This window comes from Pseudomonas sp. B21-035 (assembly GCF_024748945.1).
Classification (GTDB): Bacteria; Pseudomonadota; Gammaproteobacteria; order Pseudomonadales; family Pseudomonadaceae; genus Aquipseudomonas.
Genome location: NZ_CP087179.1, coordinates 4,059,157 through 4,076,145, shown reverse-complemented (window position 1 = coordinate 4,076,145; position 16,989 = coordinate 4,059,157). Strand labels below are relative to the sequence as shown.

Annotated in this window: 13 protein-coding genes and 1 pseudogene; 7 read left to right on the top strand and 7 right to left on the bottom strand. The window is 63.8% G+C overall.

All coding sequences use genetic code 11. From position 1 onward, the window contains the following. The first annotated feature begins 35 nt into the window (after nt 1–35). The 4 genes from LOY22_RS18485 (at nt 36) to LOY22_RS18470 (ending at nt 2,946) form a co-directional block, all read left to right on the top strand. A complete protein-coding gene (locus tag LOY22_RS18485) occupies nt 36–290 on the top strand; it encodes a CrfX protein (RefSeq protein WP_371128640.1) in 255 nt (84 codons plus the stop codon). Nucleotides 291–292: 2 nt separating this feature from the next. Next, a complete protein-coding gene (locus LOY22_RS18480; protein WP_038994250.1) occupies nt 293–1,117 on the top strand; it encodes a mechanosensitive ion channel family protein in 825 nt (274 codons plus the stop codon). Between the two features lie 114 nt (nt 1,118–1,231). Then, entirely contained in the window at nt 1,232–1,798 is a 567-nt protein-coding gene (gene sigX, locus LOY22_RS18475; protein ID WP_036990388.1) for an RNA polymerase sigma factor SigX, read from the top strand. 110 nt (nt 1,799–1,908) lie between these two features. Beyond that, on the top strand, nt 1,909–2,946 hold the full coding sequence (locus LOY22_RS18470) for an OmpA family protein (protein WP_045195013.1): 1,038 nt from the start codon (nt 1,909–1,911) through the stop codon (nt 2,944–2,946). Nucleotides 2,947–3,003: 57 nt separating this feature from the next. On the opposite strand, the pseudogene cobA reads toward LOY22_RS18470, so the two are convergent. The 5 genes and pseudogenes from cobA to LOY22_RS18445 all read right to left on the bottom strand — a co-directional run bounded on the left by cobA (nt 3,004) and on the right by LOY22_RS18445 (nt 8,616). After that, nucleotides 3,004–3,740: pseudogene (gene cobA, locus LOY22_RS18465) on the bottom strand (uroporphyrinogen-III C-methyltransferase). 28 nt (nt 3,741–3,768) lie between these two features. After that, on the bottom strand, nt 3,769–5,439 hold the full coding sequence (locus LOY22_RS18460; RefSeq protein ID WP_093380688.1) for a bifunctional protein-serine/threonine kinase/phosphatase: 1,671 nt from the start codon (nt 5,437–5,439) through the stop codon (nt 3,769–3,771). 10 nt (nt 5,440–5,449) lie between these two features. Next, nucleotides 5,450–6,661: a NarK/NasA family nitrate transporter gene (locus LOY22_RS18455; RefSeq protein ID WP_093380690.1), complete on the bottom strand. Its 1,212-nt coding sequence runs from the start codon at nt 6,659–6,661 to the stop codon at nt 5,450–5,452. Between the two features lie 150 nt (nt 6,662–6,811). Further along, nucleotides 6,812–7,387: an ANTAR domain-containing response regulator gene (locus tag LOY22_RS18450; RefSeq protein WP_258594380.1), complete on the bottom strand. Its 576-nt coding sequence runs from the start codon at nt 7,385–7,387 to the stop codon at nt 6,812–6,814. A 14-nt stretch (nt 7,388–7,401) separates the two neighbouring features. After that, nucleotides 7,402–8,616 carry a CmpA/NrtA family ABC transporter substrate-binding protein gene (locus LOY22_RS18445; protein ID WP_093380693.1) on the bottom strand — a complete coding sequence of 405 codons (1,215 nt, stop codon included), beginning with the start codon at nt 8,614–8,616 and terminating at the stop codon, nt 7,402–7,404. 152 nt (nt 8,617–8,768) lie between these two features. Between LOY22_RS18445 and LOY22_RS18440 the strand changes: the two genes are divergently transcribed. Next, a complete protein-coding gene (locus tag LOY22_RS18440; RefSeq protein ID WP_045195001.1) occupies nt 8,769–9,791 on the top strand; it encodes a quinone-dependent dihydroorotate dehydrogenase in 1,023 nt (340 codons plus the stop codon). 96 nt (nt 9,792–9,887) lie between these two features. Here LOY22_RS18440 and rmf read toward each other — a convergent pair whose 3' ends face one another. Beyond that, nucleotides 9,888–10,103, bottom strand: coding sequence for a ribosome modulation factor (gene rmf, locus LOY22_RS18435; RefSeq protein ID WP_010223328.1), 216 nt, complete (start codon nt 10,101–10,103; stop codon nt 9,888–9,890). A gap of 540 nt (nt 10,104–10,643) precedes the next feature. Between rmf and rlmKL the strand changes: the two genes are divergently transcribed. Together rlmKL and LOY22_RS18425 are read left to right on the top strand one after the other, a co-directional pair. Then, on the top strand, nt 10,644–12,842 hold the full coding sequence (gene rlmKL, locus LOY22_RS18430) for a bifunctional 23S rRNA (guanine(2069)-N(7))-methyltransferase RlmK/23S rRNA (guanine(2445)-N(2))-methyltransferase RlmL (protein WP_093380696.1): 2,199 nt from the start codon (nt 10,644–10,646) through the stop codon (nt 12,840–12,842). A gap of 102 nt (nt 12,843–12,944) precedes the next feature. Continuing rightward, a complete protein-coding gene (locus LOY22_RS18425) occupies nt 12,945–15,338 on the top strand; it encodes a diguanylate cyclase (RefSeq protein ID WP_258594376.1) in 2,394 nt (797 codons plus the stop codon). Nucleotides 15,339–15,345: 7 nt separating this feature from the next. Here the strand turns inward: LOY22_RS18425 and dacB are convergent, their stop codons facing one another. Continuing rightward, a complete protein-coding gene (gene dacB, locus LOY22_RS18420; RefSeq protein WP_045194994.1) occupies nt 15,346–16,809 on the bottom strand; it encodes a D-alanyl-D-alanine carboxypeptidase/D-alanyl-D-alanine-endopeptidase in 1,464 nt (487 codons plus the stop codon). Nucleotides 16,810–16,989 lie beyond the last annotated feature (180 nt).

Below are 16,989 nucleotides of genomic sequence, written 5' to 3'. Positions count from 1 at the left end.
TCTGGCGACCTCGTCTTTGACAGATATTGCGCGAGGTGCCTATGCACGATCCGTTTGAAGAATCCCTGCGAGACCTGCTCAAGGCATCGCCGTCCGGTCAGGACCGCGACGACGACGCCTGCCTGGGCCGGGTCCTGAAAACCGCCAACCGCCAGGTTGGCGCGGGCGATCTGTTCAGCCTGCTGGGCCGCTGGAGCCAGGCGCTGATGATTGCCGTGAACAATGGCTCGGCGCATGTCGCGCCGGTGCGCCGTAACGCTACCGCCCGTAAAGCTGATAAGGCCGATTGAATATGGAACTTGATCTCTGGACCCAGAGCCTGGTCACCGCGATGACAGCGCTGTGGACCAAAGTGGCGAACTTCATTCCCAACCTGTTCGGCGCCCTGGTTGTGGTGCTGCTCGGTTTCGTCGTGGCCAAGCTGCTCGACACCCTATTGTCGAAACTGCTGGCCAAGCTCGGCCTGGATCGCCTGATGGGCGGCACCGGCCTGACCAAGATGCTCAGCCGGGTCGGCATCCAGGTGCCGATCTCGACCCTGATCGGCAAGATCGTCTACTGGTTCGTACTGCTGATTTTCCTGGTTTCGGCCGCTGAATCCCTGGGCCTTGAGCGCGTCTCGGCGACCCTCGACATGCTCGCCCTGTACCTGCCGAAGGTGTTCGGTGCGGCGCTGGTACTGCTGGCCGGTGTGTTGCTGGCGCAACTGGTCAACGGCCTGGTACGCGGCGCCGCCGAAGGCATCGGCCTGGAATATGCCGCAGGCGTCGGGCGCATCGCCCAGGGCCTGGTGATTATCATCAGTATCTCGGTGGCAATCAGCCAGCTTGAGGTCAAGACCGACCTGCTCAACCATGTGATCGTCATCGGTTTGATTACCGTTGGTCTGGCCGTAGCGCTGGCCATGGGCCTGGGCAGCCGGGAAATCGCCGGGCAGATCCTGGCCGGAATTTACGTGCGTGAACTATATCAAGTGGGCCAACAAGTGCGGATTGGCGAGGTCGAAGGGCAGATCGAAGAGATCGGCACGGTCAAGACGACCCTGCTGACCGATGATGGCGAACTAGTGTCGTTGTCCAACCGGATTCTGCTTGAGCAGCGAGTCAATAGCCGCTAACCGGGCAAATCCTGCTAATGTATGCCGCCGCAAAAATGCCCCAGGCAGGGGTATGCGGCGACATTGACCTGACTGTCGGCCAGATCCGTTTTGAATAAAGTTCACTCGCTGCCCATGCGTTACGACCCCCGCGAGCTCACTGATGAGGAGTTGGTGGCGCGTTCGCATGAGGAGCTGTTTCATGTTACTCGCGCGTATGAGGAGCTCATGCGCCGCTACCAACGGACCCTTTTTAACGTCTGTGCACGTTATTTAGGGAACGATCGGGATGCTGACGATGTCTGTCAGGAGGTGATGCTCAAGGTGCTCTATGGGCTGAAGAACTTCGAGGGCAAATCGAAGTTCAAGACATGGCTCTACAGCATCACCTACAACGAATGCATCACCCAGTACCGCAAGGAGCGGCGCAAACGTCGACTGATGGATGCCTTGAGTCTTGATCCACTCGAGGAGGCCTCGGAAGAGAAGGCGCCAAAACCGGAAGAGAAAGGCGGGCTGGACAAATGGCTAGTGCATGTCAATCCGATTGACCGCGAGATTCTGGTGCTTCGATTTGTCGCAGAACTGGAATTTCAGGAAATCGCCGATATCATGCACATGGGCCTGAGCGCAACGAAAATGCGGTACAAGCGTGCGCTTGACAAGCTACGTGAGAAATTTGCGGGCCTTGCTGAAACTTAGTAGCGCGCAAATATCTCTAACGTACCGGCAAGTTCTGCTAGACTTGCCGTCGAGTTGTCCCCCGGATGTTGGTGGGACTGCTTAACTATCACCAGATGGGGATTTAACGGATGAAATTGAAAAACACCTTGGGCTTGGCCATTGGTTCTCTTGTAGCCGCAACTTCCTTCGGCGCTCTGGCACAAGGCCAAGGCGCAGTCGAAATTGAAGGCAACGTCACCAAGCAGTACTACGACAGCGAACGTAACTTCAAGAACGACGGCACCAATCCTGGTGTTCGCCTCGGTTACTTCCTGACCGACGACCTGTCCCTGGACCTGGGCTACAACGAGACTCACAACGCTCGTGGCGAAGTCTTCAACAAAGACATCAAAGGTTCCAAGGCCAAGCTGGACGCTACCTACCACTTCGGTACCGTCGGCGACGCTCTGCGTCCATACGTTTCGGCTGGTTTCGCTCACGAAAGCCTGGGTCAAGCTACCCGTAACGGCCGTGACCACTCCACCTTCGCCAACGTTGGCGCTGGCGCCAAGTGGTACATCACCGACATGTTCTTCGCCCGTGCTGGCGTTGAAGCCATGTACAACATCGACAACGGCAACACCGAGTGGGGTCCGACCGTTGGTCTGGGTCTGAACTTCGGTGGTAGCGGTGGCAAGGTTGAAGCCGCTCCTGCTCCAGTCGCTGAAGTCTGCTCCGACAGCGACAACGATGGCGTCTGCGACAACGTCGACAAGTGCCCTGACACCCCAGCCAACGTTACCGTTGACGCTGATGGCTGCCCAGCTGTTGCTGAAGTCGTCCGTGTTGAGCTGGACGTCAAGTTCGACTTCGACAAGTCGGTCGTCAAGCCAAACAGCTACGGCGACATCAAGAACCTGGCTGACTTCATGAAGCAGTACCCACAGACCACCACCACTGTTGAAGGTCACACTGACTCCGTCGGTCCTGACGCTTACAACCAGAAACTGTCTGAGCGTCGTGCAAACGCCGTTAAGCAAGTTCTGACCAACCAGTACGGTGTTGAGTCGAACCGCGTTGAGTCGGTTGGCTACGGTGAAACCCGTCCGGTTGCTGACAACGCCACCGACGCTGGTCGCGCTGTTAACCGTCGCGTAGAAGCACAAGTAGAAGCCCAAGCCAAGTAATTGGTCCAGGCGCTACTGAAAAGCCCGGCCTAGGCCGGGCTTTTCTTTGCCTGCGATTCAGGCTGTCAGTTGCTGCAGCACTGCGCTGTGCGCTGCTGCCACCTCGCCGATCACCACAATCGCCGGGCTGCACAGCTTGAAGCGGGCGGCGTCCTGGCACAGCTGCGCCAGCGTGCTGCGTTGCTCGCGCTGCTGAGGCAGCGAGGCATTCTCGATCATGGCCACCGGCGTCTGCGCCGCCAGGCCACCTGCCAGCAAGCCCTGCTGCACGTCCTCCAGCTTGCTCACGCCCATGTACACCACCAGGGTAGTTCCGCCCTGGGCCAGCGCCTGCCAGTTCAACGGGCTGTCGTCCTGAGTGTGGGCGGTGACCAGGGTCACGCCACGGCTGACGCCGCGCAAGGTCAGCGAGATACCGCATTGGGTCGCGCCGGCCAAGCCTGCGGTAATGCCATTGACCAGCTCGGTTTCGACGCCATGAGCCTGCAACCAGGCCGCCTCTTCGCCGCCGCGGCCAAAGATGCACGGGTCACCGCCCTTGAGCCGCGCCACGCAGCGGCCCTGACGGGCATAGCGCAGCATCAGGCGCTGAATGAAGGCTTGCGGCGTGGAGCGGCATCCGCCGCGCTTACCCACGGCAACCACCCGCGCCTGCGGGCAGTGTTGAAGAATGTGCGGGTTGACCAGGTCGTCGATCAGCACCACTTCGGCTTCCCCAGGGCGCGTACCGCCTTGAGGGTCAGCAGCTCCGGATCACCGGGGCCCGCACCAATCAGCCAGACTTTCGCATGCATCGGGTTTTCCTCATCGGCATAGGGGCTGTCAGCCTTTTAGCAGGCTGATCAGCAGGATCAGGTTAAGCAGCAGGGACAGCAGCGCCAGGGTGCGCCAGACTTTCAGCGGCTCGCGCTCAAGCAGCGGCCGCGGGCGCACGCTGAGCGCCTGGCGGTCGCCCTGTTCAAGCAGCAACAGCCATTGCTCGGCGGTTTCAAAGCGTTGCCGTGGGTCGGCGAGCAGTGCCTGAGCGAGGTTGTGCTCGAGCCATTCGGGCAGGTCCGGGCGATAGCGGGCGGCGCTGATCGCCTGGGTGAAGCGCGGGCGCTGGAAGGCTTCGATTTCGCCATAGGGGTAATGTCCGGTGAGCAGGTAGTACAGCGTTACCGCCACGCTGTAGAGGTCCTGTTGCGGGCTGGGCGGCTCGGCGTCGAAGGCTTCCGGCGCAATAAACGAGGGCGTGCCCGGCAGTTCATGGGCGCGGTCCTCGGAAAGCCCCGGGCAGAACGCCAGGCCGAAATCCAGCAGGCGCAGCTGGCCGTCATCGCCCAGGAGCAGGTTCTCGGGCTTGATGTCGCGATGGAGGATGTTGCGTCGGTGCAGCGCGCCTACCGCCTGCAACAGTTGCCGGGCCAGCGCCTGCCATTGCGCCAACGGCAGGGGGCCGCTGGCGGCGAACCGTTGCGCCAGGGTTTGCCCGGAGTACTCGCGCATCAGGTAATACAGGTGCTGGCGCTGGCTGGCCGGGTGCACTTCGGGGAAGTAGCGCCCGGCCACCCGGCGCAGGAACCACTCTTCAAGCAGCAGGCCTTGCTGCGCGCCGGGTTCATCTTTGCGTTCGGCCGGCAGGGTTTTCAGCAGCCATGCCTGTTGCTGCGGGTCGCGCACGCGATACAGCAAGGATTGGCGGCTGTGGCCAAGCGCCCGCTCGACCTGCCAGCCGTCGATTGTCTGCCCGCTGCGCAAGGCGGGCGGCAGTGGCCATTGCTGCAATTGCGCCAGGGAATCACCGAGGTTGCTCGCACCCAGTTGTTCGACCCGCACCAGCAGGGCGCTTGCATTGTCCTGGCTGCCGCTGTAGTGAGCCGAGCTGACCAGGGTCTGGGCGGCGTCCTGCAGGTCGATCTGCTCGCGCAGCACCGCGCGAATCTGCGCTTCGCTGAGGCTGGCCCAGACGCCGTCGCTGAGCAGTACGAAACACTCACCGGCCTGCAGCTCGCCCTCCAGGTAGTCGACCTGCAGGTGCTGGTCCAGGCCCAGGGCGCGCTTGAGCACGTGCTGCATGCCGGGTTGGTCCCAGACGTGGTCTTCGCTGATGCGCTGCAGTTGCCCGGCGGCCCAGCGGTAGATCCGGCAATCACCGACATGCGCCAGGGTAAAACGCCGACCACGCAGCACCAGTGCGCTCAGCGTGGTCAGCAGCGGCTGGCCGCCGCCATTGGCACGCAGCCAGCGGTTCTGCGCCAGTAGCAGGCGGTCCAGGGCCTGGGCCACGCCCCAGGTGGCCGGCGTGGCGTAATAGTCCAGGGCCAGCGCCTGCAGGCTGGCCCGCGCCGCCAGGCCGCCATCGGCGCACTGGCTGACGCCGTCGGCGAGGGCGAACAGGTAGCCTTTGCTGGCGGCCAGTTCCGGGTTGGGGGTGACCAGGCGCAGGGCGTCCTGGTTTTCCTCCCGGGGGCCGCTGGCGCTGGCCTGGGCAAAGCTCAGTTGCAGGCTCATGTTGTCATCCTCAAACCCGCGCCGCAGTCACCGCTGCCGAGCCCCAGGTGGTGCGCCAGCGCTGCTTGACGCCGTGCAGGCCGAACCAGGCAAGAATGCCCAGGCTGGCGAACAGCCACAGGCCCAGCTGATAGTCGCCGCTGTGCTGTTTGATCGCCCCCAGGCCCGCAGCGAGCAGAAAGCCGCCGATGCCGCCGGCCATGCCGATCAGCCCGGTCATCACGCCGATTTCCTGGCGAAAGCGTTGCGGCACCAGTTGGAACACCGCGCCGTTGCCGGCACCCAGGCCGAGCATGGCGCTGACGAACAGGGCCAGGGCAGCCACTGCGCTGGGCAGGTTGAAGCCGACGGCGGCAATGCAGATGGCGGCAACGCTGTACATCGCCAGCAGGGTGCGGATGCCGCCGAAGCGATCGGCCAGGGCGCCGCCCAACGGGCGCATCAGGCTGCCGGCAAAGACGCAGGCGGCGGTGTAGTAGCCAGCGGTCACCGGGCTCAGGCCGTACTGGTCGTTGAAGTAGCCGGGCAGGGCACTGGCCAGGCCGATAAAGCCACCGAAGGTGACGCTATAGAAGAACATGAACCACCAGCTGTCGCGATCGCCCAGGGCCTTGAGGTAGTCGGCCGCAGCTTTCGGTTTGGGCCGTTCGGGGGCGTTGCGCGCCAGCAGGCTGAACAGCACCAGGGTCAGCAGCAGCGGGATCACGGCAAAACCGAACACGTTGTTCCAGCCAAAGCCTGCGGCCAGGGCCGGGGCCAGCAGGGCGGCGAACACCGTGCCGGAGTTGCCGGCACCGGCGATGCCCATGGCCTTGCCCTGGTGCTGCGCCGGGTACCACTGCGAGGCCAGCGGCAGCGATACGGCAAACGAGGCGCCGGCAACGCCGAGGAACACCCCGAGCAACAAGGCTTGCTCATAACTGTGAATGCCCAGGCGCCAGGCGCAGAACAGCGCGACGATGACAATTACCTGGCCGATCAGCCCGGCGGTCTTGGGCGACAGGCGGTCCACCAGCAGGCCCATGACAAAGCGCAGGATCGCCCCGGCCAGGATCGGCGTGGCCACCATCAGCCCGCGCTGCTGGGTGGTCAGTTGCAAGTCGGCGGCAATTTGCACCGCCAGCGGGCCGAGCAGGTACCAGACCATGAAGCTCAGGTCGAAATACAAAAAGGCGGCGAACAGGGTGGGGGCATGCCCGGACTTCCAGAAACTCGTCTTCATCGAACACCTCGTTGAACAGGGACGGAAACGAAAAAGACGTCGCCACCCGACCCGCTGGCGCGAGTGGGGGTGCGACGTCTTTGTCGTGAAGGGGGCAACCGCCGTTGGCTACCTGTGCTGTGGTGATAGCAAGAGCCGGGCCAGAGTGCTTCAGCCGAGCAGGTCGCTCATGGCAATGATCTGTTCGGCCACCTGGATCAGCTTCTGCTGCTTGCTCATGGCCTGGCGGCGCATCAGGGTGTAGGCCTGTTCTTCGTTGCAGTCCTTCATTTTCATCAACAGGCCCTTGGCCAGTTCGATGCGCTTGCGCTCCGCCAGTTGCTGGTCGCGGGCCTGCAGTTGGGCCTTGAGCGCCTGGTCGCTTTCAAAGCGGGCCATGGCCACATCGAGGATCGGCTGCAAGCGCGTAGCCTGGATGCCTTCGACAATGTAGGCGCTGACCCCGGCCTGGATCGCCTGGCGCATCACCCCGGGGTCGTGCTCGTCGGTGAACATGACGGTCGGTCGCGGCCGGTCGCGGCTGACCAGCACCACTTGCTCCATGACATCACGGCCCGGTGACTCGGTATCGATCAGCACCACGTCCGGATGCACCGTTTCGACGCGTGCCGGCAGGTCGATGGTCAGGCCCGACTCTTCGATCACCTCGAAGCCGGCCTGGACCAGCGCAGCCTTTAGCCGACCGACTTTTTTCGCGGTGTCGTCGATTAGCAGGATTCGCAGCATGAGAGCGTCTCCGTTCAGCGTCGGGCGAGGGCGGCGGGCGGCTCGGCCAGCGCGTGCAGACGAAAGCTGCGGGCGTAGCCGTGCGGGTCGCTGCCATCCCAGCGGCTGCCATCGATCAGCTGGCTGCTACGCATGTCGGAACCTGCGCAGGGCACGCCGACCGCCGTGGCGGCGTCGCGGTACAGCGCCAGTTGCTGCACCTGGCGGGCTACGGCGAGGTAATCGGGGTCTTCACGCAGCAGGCCCCAGCGGCGGAATTGGGTCATGAACCACAGGCCATCGGACAGGTACGGCAAGTTGGCCCGGCCCTGGTCATACAGGCGCAAGGCGTGGCGATCCTGCCACTGGTTGCCCAGGCCGTCCTGGTAGTGGCCGAGCAGGCGCGGCTCGATGCTCGACAACGGCGCATCCAGGTAGGCCTTGCTGCTGAGCAGTTGCGCGGTGCTGCGGCGGTTTTCGCGGCTCTGCTCGATAAAGCGGCTGGCGGTCAGCACCGCCATCACCAGGGCCCGCGCACTGTTCGGATACTGTTCGACAAAGGCCCGGGTGCAACCCAGGACTTTTTCCGGGTGATCCGGCCAGATTGATTGGCTGGTGGCCAGGGTGAAGCCCTGGCCCTGTTCGATGGCGCCCGCCGACCAGGGTTCGCCGACGCAAAATCCGTCGATGCGTCCGGCTTGCAGGTGTGCGAGCATCTGGCCTGGCGGCACCACCACGCTGTTGACGTCATGCAAGGGGTGGATGCCCTGGCTGGCCAGCCAGTAATACAGCCACATGGCATGGGTGCCGGTAGGAAAAGTCTGTGCAAAGGTCAGTTTTGTCCTGCTTTGGTGCACGAAGCGCTCCAATGCCTCGGGACTGGTCACGCCCTGACGTTGCAGCGCAGCGGACAGATTGATGCCCTGGCCGTTCTGGTTCAGGCCCATCAGCACCGCCATGTCGGCGGCCGGACTACCGCCGATGCCCAGTTGCAGCGCGTAGATCAGGCCGTACAGGCTATGCGCGGCATCCAGCTCGCCGCTGGCCAGCTTGTCGCGCAGGCCGGCCCAGGAGCTCTGGCGCTGCAAATTCAGGGTCAGGCCGTAGGTTTGGGCGAAACCCTGGGTCGCGGCCACCACCACCGAGGCACAATCGCTCAGGGCCATGAAACCGAGATTCAGGCAGGGCTTTTCCGGGGCATCGCTGCCGTTGACCCAGGCCAGCGAGGTTGCGGGAATAGGGTTGGTCACGTCATTGCGCCTGTGTCGAAGGTCAGGCCGTACCGCTCGCGTGGCAGGCGTTTGATCAGGGTGCAAGCAACGCATATGCCAAGGCGGCCCTGTCCCCCGGGCGACGCCACCGCTATAATCGCCCCCTCACTCACGTCGAGCTAAACCCGCCCATGTATACCCTGGCCCGCCAGCTGCTGTTCAAGCTCTCCCCGGAGACCTCCCATGACCTGTCCCTGGACCTGATCGGCGCCGGTGGCCGTCTGGGCCTCAACGGCTTGCTGACCAAGGCGCCGGCTTCCTTGCCGGTCACTGTCATGGGCCTGAACTTCGCCAACCCGGTCGGGCTGGCGGCGGGTCTGGACAAGAACGGCGCGGCCATCGACGGTTTTGCCCAGCTCGGTTTCGGTTTTGTCGAGATCGGCACCGTCACCCCGCGTCCACAGCCGGGCAACCCCAAGCCGCGCCTGTTCCGCCTGCCGGAAGCCGAAGCGATCATCAACCGCATGGGCTTCAACAACCTGGGTGTCGACAACCTGCTCAACCGTGTGCGCGCCGCCAAATACAGCGGCATCCTCGGCATCAATATCGGCAAGAACTTCGACACTCCGGTCGAGCGCGCGGTCGACGATTACCTGATCTGCCTCGACAAGGTCTACGACCAGGCCAGCTACATCACCGTCAACGTCAGCTCGCCGAACACCCCGGGCCTGCGCAGCCTGCAGTTCGGCGATTCGCTCAAGCAACTGCTCGACGCCCTGGCCGAGCGCCGCTCGCAACTGGTGACCGAACGCGGCAAGCATGTGCCGCTGGCGATCAAGATCGCCCCGGACATGAGCGACGAAGAAACCGCGCTGGTCGCCGCAGCCCTGGTCGAGTCGGGTATGGACGCGGTGATCGCCACCAACACCACCCTCGGCCGTGAAGGCGTCGAAGGCCTGCAGCATGGTGACGAAGCAGGCGGCCTGTCGGGCGCGCCGGTGCTGGAAAAAAGCACCCACATCGTCAAGGTGCTGGCTGGCGAGCTGGGCGGCAAATTGCCGATCATCGCCGCAGGCGGGATTACCGAAGGCAAGCATGCGGCGCAGAAGATTGCTGCCGGTGCCAGCCTGGTACAGATCTACTCGGGGTTCATCTACAAGGGCCCGGCCCTGATCCGCGAGGCAGTGGACGCCATCGCCGCCATGGGGCGCTGAAACCGCAGGCATAAAAAAGGGCCCCCTCAAGGGGCCCCTGGGCCTCAGCCCGCCGCCCGGATAGGGCGCGCATGGTAATCGGATTCAGTTCCTCGTTCAGCCAACGGCGTGAAGTTCGTTGAGTCTATGGATACCCGCAGTGCCGGTCATACCGTCCCAGTTGTCGCCGCGTCCTTCGCGCCAGCCATTGATCCATGCCTGGCGTACAGACGGTAGAGTAAAGGGGCAAAGCTCGCGGGATTTGCCGGTGACCCCATATTGGTAGCCACGTGAAAAAGCTCGTTCCAACGGATCACGCTTAAGTCTTCTCATAGGGTGTTGCCCTCACTTGTTGACTGTAATGTCCCGTCGACCTCTAGAAGGTCGGGCAGAATCGTTCTGCCGGTTTGCGCTCGCTGCCGGCGTCGCGAGCGGATGTGTTGCCCCGTTGCGGTGACAACCTGAGACCAGTTCTAACCAATGCAGGACACAGTGTGAATGATCGTTTTGTCATAAGGACGTAACCTTTCATAGGGTCACAGGATAAGTAAATAAATGCGTCTGATTAGGATCTGGCGCAAAGCCCGCTATGATCAGGGTTTGACCTGCTGCAAAGTCATCTGGCCATCGCTGTGTGATAATTTGTAACAACAGCGGCAAAACGACGAAGGGTCATTTTTCCCGGTTTTTTGCCTGAATTTTTCGTTCTGCCCGCCAATCAAAGACTTTTCAGCCCTCGGCAAAAGTCGGATTGGCGGGCGGCCCGGCGCGAGATAAAGCGCCACTCGAACGCTGTGGAAAGGCGTTCGATTAAACATCGGAAGGGCGATGCGCTTGCCTCTCCACTTTATTGCTCAAGGCTCTGGATACCCCATGTCGGACCGTTTCGAACTTTACCTCACCTGTCCCAAAGGCCTTGAAGGCCTGCTTGCCGAAGAAGCCCGCGGCCTCGGCCTTGAAGAAGTGCGCGAGCACACTTCGGCGATCCGCGGCACGGCCGACATGGAAACCGCCTACCGGCTGTGCCTGTGGTCGCGCCTGGGCAACCGCGTACTGCTGGTGCTCAAGCGCTTCAACATGAAGAACGCCGACGACCTCTACGACGGCGTCAACGAAGTCGAGTGGCAGGATCACCTGGAGGCCAGCGGCTCGCTGGCGGTGGAATTCAGCGGCCACGGCTCGGGTATCGACAACACCCACTTCGGCGCCTTGAAGGTCAAGGATGCGATCGTCGACAAACTGCGGACCAGCAGCGGCGAGCGCCCGTCGGTCGACAAGCTCAACCCGGACCTGCGCGTGCACCTGCGCCTGGAGCGTGGCGAGGCGATCCTGTCCCTGGACCTGTCCGGCCACAGCCTGCACCAGCGCGGCTACCGCCTGCAGCAAGGTGCGGCGCCGCTCAAGGAAAACCTCGCGGCCGCGGTGTTGATCCGCGCTGGCTGGCCACGCATCGCTGCCGAGGGCGGCGCCCTGGCCGACCCGATGTGTGGTGTGGGGACTTTCCTGGTCGAAGCCGCAATGATCGCCGCCGATATCGCACCGAACCTGCGCCGCGAGCGTTGGGGCTTCAGCGCCTGGCTCGGCCACGTGCCGGCCCTCTGGCGCAAACTCCATGATGAGGCGCTGGCCCGTGCCGAAGCCGGCCTGGCCCGCCCGCCGCTGTGGATTCGCGGCTATGAGGCCGACCCGCGGCTGATCCAGCCGGGGCGTAACAACGTCGAGCGCGCTGGTCTGAGCGACTGGGTGAAGATCTACCAGGGCGAAGTCGGCAGTTTCGAGCCGCGCCCGGACCAGAACCAGAAAGGCCTGGTGATCTGCAACCCGCCGTACGGCGAGCGCCTGGGCGACGAAGCGAGCCTGCTGTACCTCTACCAGAACCTCGGCGAGCGCCTGCGTCAGGCCTGCCTGAACTGGGAAGCGGCGGTGTTCACCGGCGCCCCGGACCTGGGCAAGCGCATGGGCATCCGCAGCCACAAGCAATATGCCTTCTGGAACGGCGCCTTGCCGTGCAAGCTGCTGCTGATCAAGGTTCAGCCCGACCAGTTCGTCACCGGCGAGCGCCGTCAGCCCGAGCGCAATGGCGAAGCAGCCGAACCGCGTACCCCGGCCGCCGTGGCCAGTGAGCCGGCACGCCTGAGCGAGGGCGGGCAGATGTTCGCCAACCGCCTGCAGAAGAACCTCAAGCAACTGGGCAAGTGGGCCAAGCGCGAGAACGTCAGTTGCTACCGCCTGTACGATGCCGACATGCCCGAGTACGCCCTGGCCATCGACCTGTACCAGGACTGGGTGCACGTGCAGGAATACGCCGCCCCGCGCTCGATCGACCCGGAAAAGGCCCAGGCGCGTCTGTTCGACGCCCTGGCAGCGATCCCTCAGGCCCTGGGCATCGACCAGAGCCGCGTGGTGGTCAAGCGTCGCGAGCGTCAGAGCGGTACCCGCCAGTACGAGCGCCAGAGCGCCCAGGGGCAGTTCCTCGAAGTGCAGGAAGGCGGCGTCAAGCTGCTGGTCAACCTCACCGATTACCTCGACACCGGGCTGTTCCTCGACCACCGCCCGATGCGCCTGCGCATTCAGCGCGAGGCTGCCGGCAAGCGCTTCCTCAACCTGTTCTGCTACACCGCCACCGCCAGTGTGCATGCGGCCAAGGGCGGCGCGCGCAGCACCACCAGTGTTGACCTGTCCAAGACTTATCTGGACTGGGCGCGGCGCAACCTGTCGCTCAATGGCTTCTCGGACAAGAATCGCCTGGAGCAGGGCGATGTCATGGCCTGGCTGCAAGCCTGTCGCGAGGAATACGAGCTGATCTTCATCGATCCGCCGACCTTCTCCAACTCCAAGCGTATGGAAGGCGTGTTTGACGTGCAGCGCGATCATGTCGAGTTGCTTGACCTGGCCGTGGCGCGCCTGGCGCCGGGCGGTGTGCTGTACTTCTCGAACAACTTCCGCAAGTTCCAGCTCGACGAAAACCTGGCTGAGCGCTATGCGGTGGAAGAGATCAGTGCCCAGACCCTGGACCCGGACTTTGCCCGTAACAGCAAGATTCACCGGGCCTGGAAAATTCAGGCGCGCTGATTGGCTGATTGTCGCGGGTGATGATTGCTACGTTAATGGCTAATGGCTATAACTCAATCAGAGCCCGCGATCCGCTGGACGCTGGCGTTTTGAGTGCTTTCTATGTCGATGCACGCCGCTCGTCCGAAGATGCTCGGCTTTGTCAGCGAGGAAGTGTCCGCCTGGCTGGTGGCCGGCGTGGCATTTGTCGCCGGCGGCCTGTTGACTGCGCTGCTGGCGCTGGCCACCCATGACCTGTACCGCCAGCAGTTGCGTCAACGCTTCGAACTGCTCGCCAGTGAGCGTTACAGCCGTATCGAAGAGCGTTTTGAGGACCAGGTGCAGCGTCTCGATGGCCTGCGCCGCTTCTTCGTGTTCTCCGAAAGCGTCACTCTCGCCGAGTTCAACGGCTACGCCAAGCCCCTGTTGTACCGGACCCAGGCCTACGCCTGGGCGCCGCGGGTGGGGGGCGATGAGCGTCAAGCGTTTGAGCGCAGCGCCGCGCAACTCCTCGGCAAGCCCTATGCCATCCACGAGCTGAATGACGCCGGCAGCCTGCAGGTAGCGGCTGAGCGTGCGCTCTATTACCCACTGTTGTACACCCAGGCCTCCAGCCACCAGGTCCAGCCCCTGGGCCTGGACATGCTCTCCCAGCCGCTGCGCCAGGCGGCCCTCGACCGTGCCCGCCAGCCCGGCAGCATGGCGGTGTCGGCACCCTTGAACCTGACCCATGTCGACCCGGCCTTCGCCCGCGGGGTATTGATGGTGGCGCCCGTTTTTGCCCCGGGCAGCGCCGCCGCCCCACCAGATGGCTACGTACTGGCGGTGATCAGCCTGCAGCAGCTGATGGCCGAGGGGCTGCCCAACCCGAGCGAGGACAACCTGGTGGTGCGCATTCTTGACCTGTCCGGGCAGGGCCAGCATGAGGTGTTGTTCCAATCCGGCAACCAGGGGGCCGACACCGATCTGACCGCCACCCATCTGTTGCGCCTGGCCGATCACGACTATCAACTGGATATCCAGCCCAGCCTTGCCTTCATGGACGCCAATCGCTCCTCGGCGGTCGTTGCCGTGGTGCTGCTTGGCGGCCTGCTCAGCCTGTTGCTCAGCGCCTTGCTGTTCAGCCTGTTCGGCCAGCGCCAGCGTGCCCTGACCCTGGTCGAGCAGCGCACCGCCGAGTTGCGCGTCAGCGAACAGTCGCTGCGCGATACCCACAACCAGCTGCGCAGCGTGCTCGATGCCGCCACCCAGGTGGCGATCATTGCCACCAGCCTGCGCGGGGTGATCAGTACCTTTAACGCTGGCGCCGAACGCATGCTCGGCTACCACAGCGCTGAAGTCATCGGCCGCCTGACCCTGGAAGAGCTGGTCTCGCCAGAGGAGCTGCAGGCCCGGGCCCGCGCCTTGAGCCAGCGTTATGGGCGCGAGGTCAGCCCGGCCCAGGCGATGTTCGCCGAGACCGTCCAGGAGGGTGAGAGCGAGCCTGGTGAGTGGACCCTGTTGCGCAAGGATGGCAGCCACCTGCTGGCCAACATGATGGTCAGCGCGGTGCTCGATGAGCACGGCCTGTGGGTCGGCCACCTGGCCATCTGCATCGACGTTACCGAGCGCAAGCGCGTGCATGAGGCCCTGGCGGCCCGCGACCGGTTGCTGGAAAAGCTCAGCGCCGAGGTGCCCGGCGGCATTTACCAGTTTCGCCTCGACCCCGACGGCAGCTCGTGCTTCAGCTATGCCAGCGAGGGCTTGCGCGATATCTACGAGATCGAACCGCAGCGCCTGCGCGAGGACGCCACGGCCGTGTTCGAGCGTATCCACCCCGATGACCTGGAACGGGTGCGCGCCTCGATCCGCTATTCCGCTGATCACCTCACGCCCTGGCGCGAAGAGTACCGGGTGCTGCTGCCGGTGGCCGGGATGCGCTGGATCCGCGGCGAAGCCACGCCGGAGCCGGCCGAGCAGGGCGGTACTCTGTGGCACGGCTACCTGACTGATATCTCCGATCTGAAGCGCGTCGAGGAGGAGCTGCGGGCGTTGTCGGTAACCGACTCACTGACCGGCATTCACAACCGCCGCTACTTTCAGGAGCGGCTCAAGGCCGAGCTTGAGCGGGCCCAGCGCGACAGCCAGGACCTGGCGGTGATCATGCTCGATATCGACCACTTCAAGCGCATCAACGACTTGTACGGCCATGCCGTGGGCGATCATGTGCTGCGCAGCCTGTGCCAGCGCATCAATCACCGCCTGCGCCGTACCGATGTGTTCTGCCGCCTGGGTGGCGAGGAATTCATGGTGTTGTGCCCGGGCAGCAATGCCGAGCAGGCCTACAGCCTGGCCATGGAGCTCTGGCAGGGCCTGCGTAGCGTGCCGGTGGACGGGGTGGGGATGGTCACGGCGAGTTTCGGCGTGGCCGGCTGGCGCCCGGGGGAGGGCGCCGATGCCTTGCTGCTACGCGCCGACTCGGGGGTCTACGCGGCCAAGCAGGCTGGCCGCGACCGGGTCGAGGGCGAACTGCCCTGAGTCAGGCTCAGGGCTGAACGGCGGCGGTGCTGTTGACCAGTTTCGGCTGGCGGTACAGGTCGAGCAGGACCTGGTCGAGCACGGCAGAAGCCCCCCAGGGTTTGGGGTCGTTGAGGATTGCCGCGACCGCCCAGGTGTTGCCGTTGCTGTCGCGGCTGAAGCCGGCGATGGCGCGCACGGTGTTCAGGGTGCCGGTCTTGATGTGCGCCTCACCGGTCATGGCGGTGCGCTTGAGGCGCTTGCGCATGGTGCCGTCCATGCCCACCAGCGGCATCGAGCTGATGAACTCGGCAGCGTACGGGCTGTTCCAGGCCGCTTGCAGCAGGGCGGCCATTTCCCGGGTGCTGACCCGTTCGGCGCGGGACAGGCCCGAGCCGTTTTCCATGATCAGGTGCGGCGCGGTGATGCCCTTTTTCGCCAGCCACTGGCGCACCACGCGTTGGGCGGCGCGGGCGTCGTCGCCGTCGGCGTCGGTACGGAACTGCGCGCCCAGGCTCAGGAACAGCTGCTGGGCCATGGTGTTGTTACTGTATTTGTTAATGTCGCGGATGATTTCCACCAGGTCCGGGGAGTAGGCACGGGCCAGCAGACGCGCGCTTTTCGGCACGTTGTCGACCCGGTCACGGCCCTGGATGCTACCCCCCAGTTCGTTCCAGATGGCGCGCACGGCGCCGGCGGCGTAGGTCGGGTGATCGAGCAGCGACAGGTAGGTCTGCGAGTTGCAGCCATCACCCAGCTGGCCGCTGACCACGACGCTGACGCCGTCAGCTTGCACCACCGGGTTGTAGCGCACGTCGCCGCTGCACTGCTTGGTGTTGACCGCCTTGACCTGGTTGTCGATGCGGATGTTGGCAATCGGCGGCTCGACCGACACCAGCACCTTGCCCCCGTCGTTGCGGGCGACGAAGCGCAGCGCCTTGAGGTTGATCAGCAGCGAGTCGGGCTTGACCAGGAAGGGTTTGTTTTCGTCGCCACCATCATCGTTGAACTGCGGCAGTTGTGGCTGGATGAAGTGGCTGCGGTCGAGCACCAGGTCACCGCTGATGGTCTGTACGCCATTGGCGCGCAGGTCGCGCATCAGCAGCCAGAGCTTTTCCATGTTCAGCTTCGGGTCGCCGCCGCCCTTGAGGTACAGGTTGCCCTGCAGCACGCCGTTGCGCAGCGGGCCGTCGCTGTAGAACTCGGTTTTCCACTGGTGGGTGGGGCCGAGCATTTCCAGGGCGGCGTAGGTGGTGACCAGCTTCATGGTCGAGGCCGGGTTGACCGAGACATCGGCATTGAACACGGTCGGTGTGCCCGGGCCGTTGAGCGGCAGCATGACCAGCGACAGGGCCGAGTCCTGCAATTTGTTGGTTTTCAGCGCCTGCTGCACTTTTGGCGAAAGCGTGGTGTTGACCGCGGCGGCGTGGCTGGAAAGCGCCAGGGGCATCAGCAGGCCGGCAAGCAGAAGAGGGCGAAGAGATCTGATCATGTGCGATAAAACCCTGCGAGCGAGGGGTGAAAAAAACGGAGCGAAAAAAGGTGAAGGCCCCGATACGGAAAAATATAGCGCGCATTATGCCCCAAGCAGAACGCCCATGGGCCTGTGAATACAGGATCAAACAACAGCTTATCGGCTTTTATTCCGGCAATCGCGCGGTGAAACTGGTAA

Excerpts from the sequence above, each read along its gene's own strand:
- sigX (WP_036990388.1), top strand. The coding sequence starts at position 1,232 with ATGCGTTACGACCCCCGCGAGCTCACTGATGAGGAGTTGGTGGCGCGT.
- LOY22_RS18450 (WP_258594380.1), bottom strand. The coding sequence starts at position 7,387 with ATGCTGCGAATCCTGCTAATCGACGACACCGCGAAAAAAGTCGGTCGG.
- LOY22_RS18440 (WP_045195001.1), top strand. The coding sequence starts at position 8,769 with ATGTATACCCTGGCCCGCCAGCTGCTGTTCAAGCTCTCCCCGGAGACC.
- LOY22_RS18455 (WP_093380690.1), bottom strand. The coding sequence starts at position 6,661 with ATGAAGACGAGTTTCTGGAAGTCCGGGCATGCCCCCACCCTGTTCGCC.
- LOY22_RS18460 (WP_093380688.1), bottom strand. The coding sequence starts at position 5,439 with ATGAGCCTGCAACTGAGCTTTGCCCAGGCCAGCGCCAGCGGCCCCCGG.
- LOY22_RS18480 (WP_038994250.1), top strand. The coding sequence starts at position 293 with ATGGAACTTGATCTCTGGACCCAGAGCCTGGTCACCGCGATGACAGCG.
- rmf (WP_010223328.1), bottom strand. The coding sequence starts at position 10,103 with ATGAGAAGACTTAAGCGTGATCCGTTGGAACGAGCTTTTTCACGTGGC.
- LOY22_RS18425 (WP_258594376.1), top strand. The coding sequence starts at position 12,945 with ATGTCGATGCACGCCGCTCGTCCGAAGATGCTCGGCTTTGTCAGCGAG.
- rlmKL (WP_093380696.1), top strand. The coding sequence starts at position 10,644 with ATGTCGGACCGTTTCGAACTTTACCTCACCTGTCCCAAAGGCCTTGAA.
- LOY22_RS18470 (WP_045195013.1), top strand. The coding sequence starts at position 1,909 with ATGAAATTGAAAAACACCTTGGGCTTGGCCATTGGTTCTCTTGTAGCC.
- dacB (WP_045194994.1), bottom strand. The coding sequence starts at position 16,809 with ATGATCAGATCTCTTCGCCCTCTTCTGCTTGCCGGCCTGCTGATGCCC.